The organism is Coprococcus sp. ART55/1 (assembly GCF_000210595.1).
GTDB lineage: Bacteria > Bacillota > Clostridia > Lachnospirales > Lachnospiraceae > Coprococcus > Coprococcus aceti.
On sequence record NC_021018.1, the window covers coordinates 857363 to 864737 of the forward strand.

General features: G+C 45.0%; 5 protein-coding genes and 1 pseudogene. 5 read left to right on the plus strand and 1 reads right to left on the minus strand.

Features of this window, described 5'->3' with window-relative positions; genetic code table 11:
• Window positions 1-638 (plus strand): annotated as a pseudogene (locus CCU_RS04090) (hypothetical protein); the annotation flags it as partial.
• Between the two features lie 33 nt (window positions 639-671).
• Window positions 672-2762 (plus strand): fibronectin type III domain-containing protein, encoded by a 2091-nt coding sequence (locus CCU_RS04095; protein WP_015533669.1) that lies wholly within the window; start codon window positions 672-674, stop codon window positions 2760-2762.
• A gap of 87 nt (window positions 2763-2849) precedes the next feature.
• Here CCU_RS04095 and CCU_RS04100 read toward each other — a convergent pair whose 3' ends face one another.
• A complete protein-coding gene (locus tag CCU_RS04100; protein WP_015533670.1) occupies window positions 2850-3824 on the minus strand; it encodes a putative ABC transporter permease in 975 nt (324 codons plus the stop codon).
• A 385-nt stretch (window positions 3825-4209) separates the two neighbouring features.
• Between CCU_RS04100 and CCU_RS04105 the strand changes: the two genes are divergently transcribed.
• The 3 genes from CCU_RS04105 (at window position 4210) to trxA (ending at window position 7279) form a co-directional block, all read left to right on the plus strand.
• Complete coding sequence (locus CCU_RS04105; RefSeq protein ID WP_015533671.1) at window positions 4210-4530, plus strand: DUF6110 family protein; 321 nt, start codon at window positions 4210-4212, stop codon at window positions 4528-4530.
• Window positions 4531-4567: 37 nt separating this feature from the next.
• On the plus strand, window positions 4568-6643 hold the full coding sequence (locus CCU_RS04110; protein WP_055280450.1) for a heavy metal translocating P-type ATPase: 2076 nt from the start codon (window positions 4568-4570) through the stop codon (window positions 6641-6643).
• Window positions 6644-6967: 324 nt separating this feature from the next.
• Window positions 6968-7279 carry a thioredoxin gene (gene trxA / locus CCU_RS04115; RefSeq protein WP_022217252.1) on the plus strand — a complete coding sequence of 104 codons (312 nt, stop codon included), beginning with the start codon at window positions 6968-6970 and terminating at the stop codon, window positions 7277-7279.
• Window positions 7280-7375: the final 96 nt, after the last annotated feature.

Genomic DNA, 7375 nt, shown 5'->3' on the forward strand with positions numbered 1-7375 from the left:
TGACCCATGCATGGGATAATGGAACGGTTACTAAGAAAGCTACATATACAGCTACAGGAGTCAGGAAATATACGTGCAAGACATGTGGCGCAGCAAAGCAGGTCACAATTGCAAGGCTGAAGCTTGCGAAGGTAACCGTAAAGTCTGCACAGCAGGCCGGCGCGATAAAGCTTACCTGGAATAAAGCGTCAGGGGCATCTGGTTACAAGATATACAGGAGAACCGCCAAGGGAAGATATGTATGTATCAAGACAGTCAAGTCGGGAACGACAAGCTATGTAGACAAGACAGTCAAGTCAGGAAACAGGTATTACTACTGTGTAAAGGCATATAATGGAAATGTACTCAGTGGATATACAGAGGCAAGTATTCTCTACATCAAGGCTCCGGTTGTCACGGTCAGGAAGTCAGCACAGGGAGTGAAACTTTCCTGGAAAAAGTCTGCCGGTGCAAAAAAATACATTGTGTATAGAAAGACACCAACAGGCAAATACAGGGCAGTCAAGACTGTAACAGCGAAAACTCTCAGTTGGACAGACAAAACGGCAAAGAAAGGTCAGACTTATTATTACATTGTGAAGGCAGTGAATAATAAGACATACAGTGCAGCGTCACCGCAGAAGAGAATAAAAAGGTAGATGCTTACTGCGTAATTATAAGGGAGAAAAAGAATGAAATATGAAAATGTAAGACTCACAGAAGCTGTGCGGCGTATCAGGATGATATTTGTGGTGGGCGTCATCGCTGCGTGTGTGCTGTACGGCGGAAAAATACCAGCATTTGCGGAAGATACTCAGGAACAGTATGACTCATCACAGAGCAGCTATGGTCAGTTGCTTGAGCAGGAGGGCGATACTTCAGGTATCCTGCAATTTGGCGGACAGATAATAGAAGATGAAGCATCGGATTCATCGGAAGCGTCACTGGCAGCGGCAAATTCAAAGAAATATGAGAGTGCCATTGTCGGCGCTGTGGAGAAATTTTCACCGAGACTCAATGTAAAGAGCTGGGGATTGACCACACGAAATGTTGCAAATGTAGTCACAACCGCAATGAATGCGCATCCCGAGGTCGTGTATGTGGCAAGATACAGTTATCTGTATGACCAGACCACAGGAAAGGTCGTGTATCTGAAGTTCTCATACAAGCCAAATGCCCGAACCGAAAAGAAGCAGTTGGATGCAGCCATAGCGGAAGTGAACAAGCAGATAAATACAAAGAACATGAAGCCGGCAGAGATCGTGCTTGCATATCATGAGTTCCTGACATCTACAGTTGCATATGACACCAGCGGGGCTAAGGAATTTGATCCAACAACCGGAAGAGACCACATGTATGATATGTATGGTGTATTGGTTAAGAGGAGCAGCGTGTGTCAGGGATATGCGGAGACCATGTGGTATTTCCTCAGGAAAGCCGGGGTTCCGAGTGGAGTTGCCACAAGCCGGTATGTAAACCATGCGTGGAATGTTGTAAATATAGGTGGAAAGTGGTATCACGTTGACGCAACCTGGGATGATCCCGCAAGTGATATACCGGGAAGGTCGATGCATGATTATTTCCTTGTAAGCTTTGACACCTTGAACAGTAAGACTAAGGCCGCCAGCAGCGATTATTATCTTGGCAGATATGACACAAAGGTGGGAAATGTATGGAAGGGAACATACAGCAATGCCACGGATAAGCGATATGAAAAAGGCCAGTTCTGGAATGGCGTTGAGAAGGTAATCTTTTATAGAAAGGGCTACTGGTACAGCATAAAGCAGGGCAGCCAGTCATCATACTATCAGATAAACAAGTACAGCTTCACCAACGGTGTAAATACAACGATATTTACCGGGCAGGATGAATGGCTGGATACAGATGGTACGGCACTTAACAAACAGTATGGAACACTGTTCCTTGCACAGGAAAAGCTCTATTTCTGCACATCGAGATATGTTGCATGGATAGATCTTGAGGTAAATGAGCGCAAGGCGTGGGCTATATATGACATAAGACAGAAGTATGTATCAGGTGTAAACATATATGGAATGGGATATTACGGAAATGATGTTGTGATCTGGGTTTCCGACACTCCATCCTGTACAAGAAAGGACGCTTACTATCTCGGAGCATGTATGAGCCACAAATGGCAGGCGGGAGAGGTTACAAAACAGCCGACATTCACATCCCAGGGATCGCAGAAGTACAAATGCAGCAACTGCGGATATACCAAGAATGTCACACTTGACAAATTGAAGCTTGCGACGGTGACGGTCAAAACGAAGAATACAGGTAAGGGAATAAGCCTCACCTGGAATACCGATTCAAGAGCCACCGGTTATAAGGTATACAGACGCACAGGCAAGGGTGCATACAGACTTATAAAGACAGTGAAGGGAAGCTCTGTGAGATCAATGGTAGACAGATCTGTTGTAGGAGGAAAGACCTACACATACAGAGTATCGGCATACAACAGCTATACAAAGGGCGGCTCCAAGGCAAAGAGCCAGTATTATATAGGTTGCACGACCGCAAGAGCAAAGAATACCTCACAGGGAGTAAGAGTCTCCTGGAAGAAGACAAAGGGAGCCGCCGGCTATAAGATATACAAAAAGACAGGCAGCGGCAGATTCAAATGTGTGAAGGTTGTGAAAGCAAAGACCAGAACATATCTTGACCGCCGTGTGAAGTCAGGAACAAAGTACACATACTTTGTAAAACCATACAAAGGAAAGACGGCAGGAACCTACAAGAAGGCTAGTGTCAAGTACAGATAAAAAGTAAATAGAGCGCGTAAAAAATACCATGTACAGCATTTCGCCTGTACATGGTATTTTTGCTTTTGTTATATGCTTAGAATGATATTATTTTTCATTCTTGTGTTCTGTTATGTCCCTGTGGGAATTGTCGAACAGATCTGTGTCGGCCACATCTGATGAATCATTTCGATTCAGCGTCTCGCCTATGCGGGCCTTTGCCTCAGTTCCGGCAGCCTTGATACCCTCGGTGATCACCTCGCTCTTTTCCTTGAGATTTTCACTTATCACAGCGCTTTTTTCCTTTACGTTCTCTGTAAGCTCCTCAGCCTTCCGTTTGATCTTCTTTGTTATGGAGAAGCTTTCAGGGTTATTCTCAAATGCTCGTTTGATCGATGCTGTATCGTGAAGAGAGAGAAGGAAGCTTGGCTTCTCCTTGAACTTCTCACGATCCAGAGCCAGTCGGGACTTGAGTTCCTCAACACGGACAATAAGATCATTCTCTTTCGCAAATTTCTTCACCTTGCTCATCAGGTTGAATGATACAACACAGTCGATCACGAATACCCCGTAGAAGAAACCGATGAAGAAGGAGAATGTCAGGTGATCCGCCAGCCAGTACACAGCGTTCAGTATGTGTGGATGGAGGAAGAAATAGTACAGTGCCGCGATCACACCCCAGAAGAATGAGAACAGCGGACATATGATGCCCTGTATATTGCCCCACTCATCTGAGTAGTCCCACAGCTTGATGTTCATTCCTATTATAAATATACGTCCGGCAATGTATTCCACAACGGTCATGGCGATGGCCATGATCAGTACCACCAGAACCTTTTGCAAAACAGGATGGGCGTCAACAGCATCTATATGGATCAGGGACAGGAGATACAGCACCACCAGGCCTGAACCGTAGAGAGGCAGGTAAGGTCCGATGAGGAATCCCGGGTTGATCCATTTGTGGCTTGGGTTGCTCTTGGAGAAGAACTTTCTGAATATGACTTCAATGCACCAGCCCATGATGCATCCTATGAAAAATAAAAATAATATTACCAGAATACTTTTGATATTGAAATTATCCATACATGGAATCTCCTTTGTATATATGACTTTGCCAATAGTAATAAGATAGTATATAGAAGGAAAAAAAGCAACCTTACAAAATGTCACAAGTGTAAGATAGCTTGTTGATACTTATTGAGAAAAAAAGTCATTTAAATTGCGAATGTTATATTGGACTAACGCCGGGGCAGTGCTATACTTACAGCAAATAAAAAGCCACGAAACAGATGCAGACTCTTTCTACAGTACGAAGATCGAGAATGCATTTTTACGTTAAGGAGAGTTTGATTGAACAAATCGTGATTAGAAAAATCGAATCATGGCGAAGCCTGTCATATAATCCACCATGCGTATAAGTGGTCATATCATTAATCAGAATAAATATATAATCAAGGAGGACAAAATCATGATGAAGGCATTAAAGAAGGTAAACTGGAAGAAGCTTGGAATATTTGCAGGTGGAGTATTATTTGGAACAGCTGGTATCAAGGTTCTCTCAAGCAAGGATGCAAAGAACGTATATACACATTGTACAGCTGGTGTTCTTAGAGCAAAGGACTGTGTCATGAAGACAGCAAATACTATCCAGGAGAACTGTGGTGATATCTACGCAGGAGCAAAGGATATTAACGAGGCAAGAGCACAGAAGGCAGCAGAGGCTGACTTTGAGGATACTGAGTGCACAGAGGCTGAGAGCGCTGACGCAGCAGAGACTGTAGAAGGGTAATCAGTATAAGACAAAACATAAGAAAGAGGCGAAGATCTTGAAGTTTTCTATTTTAAATGAAACAAAGAATCGTCTGCGTATACACATGGCACAGAGCCGTATGACCATGGCACAGGCCGACATACTTCAGTATTATCTGGAGAACTGTGAGGCAGTGGAAGAGGTCAAGGTGCACGACAGAACCTGTGACGCGATCATCATATATGATGGTGACCGTGCAGCGGTGATAGATGCGCTGAGACAGTTTGGATATGACAGGGTGGAGGTTCCGGCGGATCTCACAGAGACATCAGGCAGAGTCATGAACAGACAGTATGAGGACAAGCTGTTTTGGAAGACCGCCTGGTACATGACCAAGAAATGGATCATGCCAATGCCGCTTCGGTATTGTCTGACATCCGTCAAAGCTCTCAAGTATATAGGCAAGGGGCTCAAGTGTCTTGCGAACAGGAAGCTTGAGGTGCCGGTTCTCGATGCAACAGCCATAACAGCATCCATTCTGACAAATGATTTCGCGACGGCGGGATCAGTCATGTTCCTTCTGGAGATCGGTGAGATCCTTGAGGAGTGGACACATAAGAAGTCGGTGGATGGACTGGCAAGAAGCATGTCACTCAATATCAATAAGGTATGGGTGCGTGTGGATGATTGTGATGTACTTATGGACAGTGCGAAGATCGCAAAGGATGATCTGGTAGTGGTTCATATGGGCAATGTCATTCCATTTGACGGTGTTGTGGATCAGGGCGAGGGCATGGTCAATCAGGCATCCCTCACCGGAGAGTCAGTACCGGTCCACAAGGGACACGGAGACAGTGCATATGCAGGTACAGTTGTTGAGGAAGGTGAGCTGGTAGTCAGAGTTGTAAAGACTGGTAAGACCAGCAGATATGATAAAGTTGTTGCGATGATAGAGGAGTCTGAGAAGCTTAAGTCAGGACTTGAGAGCAAGGCAGAGCATCTTGCAGATGGTCTTGTGCCATGGACTCTCGGTGGAACTATCCTCACATACCTTTTAACAAGGAATATCACCAAGACACTTGCGGTGCTCATGGTCGACTATTCATGTGCACTGAAGATGTCCATGCCTATAGCGGTATTGTCTGCTATACAGGAGGCAAACAAGCATCACCTCACAGTCAAGGGCGGCAAATTCCTGGAGGCTGTAGCTGATGCAGACACGATAGTATTTGACAAGACAGGAACACTTACAAAGGCATCACCTACGCTTGTACGCGTCGTATCATTTGACGGAAGAGATCCTGATGAACTGCTCAGGATAGCTGCATGTCTGGAGGAGCATTTCCCTCATTCCATGGCAAGAGCGGTTGTGGCAGGAGCTGCAGCCAAGGGGCTGGAGCATGAGGAGATGCACTCCAAGGTTGAGTATGTTGTGGCTCACGGTATCTCATCAAGCATAGACGGCAAGAAGGTTGTCATAGGAAGCTATCATTTCGTATTTGAGGATGAGGGCTGTGTGATACCTGAGGATAAGATAGAGCTGTACGAGTCGTTGTCCAAGACTCATTCACATCTGTTCATGGGAATCGATGGCAGGCTGGCAGCAGTCATATCCATCAAGGATCCGGTCAGACCTGAGTCGGCTGAGGTTGTTTCAAGGCTCAAGAAGCTGGGAATCAAGAAGGTTGTCATGATGACAGGAGACAGTGACAGAACGGCCAAGGCTATTGCAGAGCAGGTAGGGGTGGATGAGTATTACTCAGAGGTCCTTCCTGAGGACAAGGCAAAGTTTGTCGAGGCTGAGAAGACTGCGGGTCGAAAGGTCATCATGGTGGGAGATGGAATCAATGACTCACCTGCACTGTCGGCATCCGATGCTGGAATTGCCGTAAGTGATGGCGCGGAGATTGCCAGAGAGATCGCAGATATAACTGTCAGTGCGGACAATCTGTACGAGCTCGTAACACTTAAGGAACTCAGTAATAAGCTGATGAGCAGGATCAACAGGAACTATCGCAAGATAGTGACCATCAACACAGGACTTATCATCCTGGGCGTGATGGGAGTTATCCAGCCAACCACATCAGCACTGCTTCACAATTCATCGACGCTTCTCATAAGTCTTGACAGTATGAAGAAGCTGCTGGATTGATGATCGAAGCGTAGAATCATATAGAATATAAAATAAAGCTGCCCTCTTCACTGTGATGAGTACCCGGGATTCCGGAACATTAGTGAGGAGGGCAGTTTTGTAGTTAAAAGATGATTTTAAATAATAAAAATAATCTGTAAGAATTGTTGACCGGGCCGACAGAATATGACAAAATGTACGTATAAATCATGAGTAGATAGCTGAACATAAGGGCAGAATATTAGCAGATATTATCTGGAATGTTTATGAAATGAAAATATACAGATGTGTGTGGAGCACAGCGTGATGCGTGTGTTCATCACAATAGAATGGAGGATGATCAGTATGGTAAAAACGGTAAAAGGCGATAATTTTGAAGATATAAAGGCATGCGGTGTGGCGGTTGCGGATTTCTCAGCAACATGGTGCGGACCATGCAAGATGATGGCACCGGTATTTCACACGGTTGCAGATGAACTGAATGGTGAAGTGGATTTCTTCAGTGTGGACGTGGATGAGAATCCCGGACTTGCGGCTGCCAATAAGGTGTTCAGTGTTCCGACATTGATACTGTACAAGAATGGTGTTGAGGCATCGAGGAGTGTCGGAGCTATATCCAAGTATGATCTTCTCGATTTCATTGAGAAGATCAAATAATTGTCTGTGATATGTATCCCGGATATTTTAATTGGGATCTGAATTGAAGTGGGGATACAAACTAGAAACAGGAAAAACATAAAGCCCTGTCAGACT